The organism is Halomonas sp. ND22Bw (assembly GCF_003011945.1).
Lineage (GTDB): Bacteria > Pseudomonadota > Gammaproteobacteria > Pseudomonadales > Halomonadaceae > Halomonas > Halomonas halophila.
Genome location: NZ_PXWD01000142.1, coordinates 1 through 469 on the forward strand (window position 1 = coordinate 1; position 469 = coordinate 469).

General features: G+C 62.0%; 1 pseudogene. It reads right to left on the bottom strand.

The annotated features are described in order from the left end of the window. Positions 1-327 (bottom strand): annotated as a pseudogene (gene pyrG, locus CVH10_RS17390) (CTP synthetase); the annotation flags it as partial. Positions 328-469: the final 142 nt, after the last annotated feature.

Sequence of the window (469 nt, forward strand, 5' to 3'; positions counted from 1 at the left end):
GCCGAGATAGTCTCCGCGCCGCTCCTTGGTGATGATGTCGAGGTAGATCCGCCCGGTGGTGATGTTGTCGGCCCGCGTCGCCGGCAGCCCGGTGAAGCGCTCGTAATGGCCGAGATCGAGGTCGGTCTCGGCGCCGTCGTCGGTGACGAACACCTCGCCGTGCTGGAACGGCGACATCGTGCCCGGATCGACGTTGATGTACGGATCCAGTTTGATGAGGGTGACTTTGAGGCCGCGCGATTCGAGGATGGCGGCCAGAGAGGCGGAGGCGATTCCCTTGCCCAGGGAAGACACCACACCGCCGGTGACGAAGACGAATTTGGTCATGCCATTTCCAGACTTTCAAGTCCGGTCAGTGGGAAATGAGGATTATAGGCGGGCCACTTAAACTTGCCCCATGCAAGACCTCTCCGGCAAACACATCGTCCTCGGACTCACCGGCGGCGTCGCCTGCTACAAGGCCGCCGAG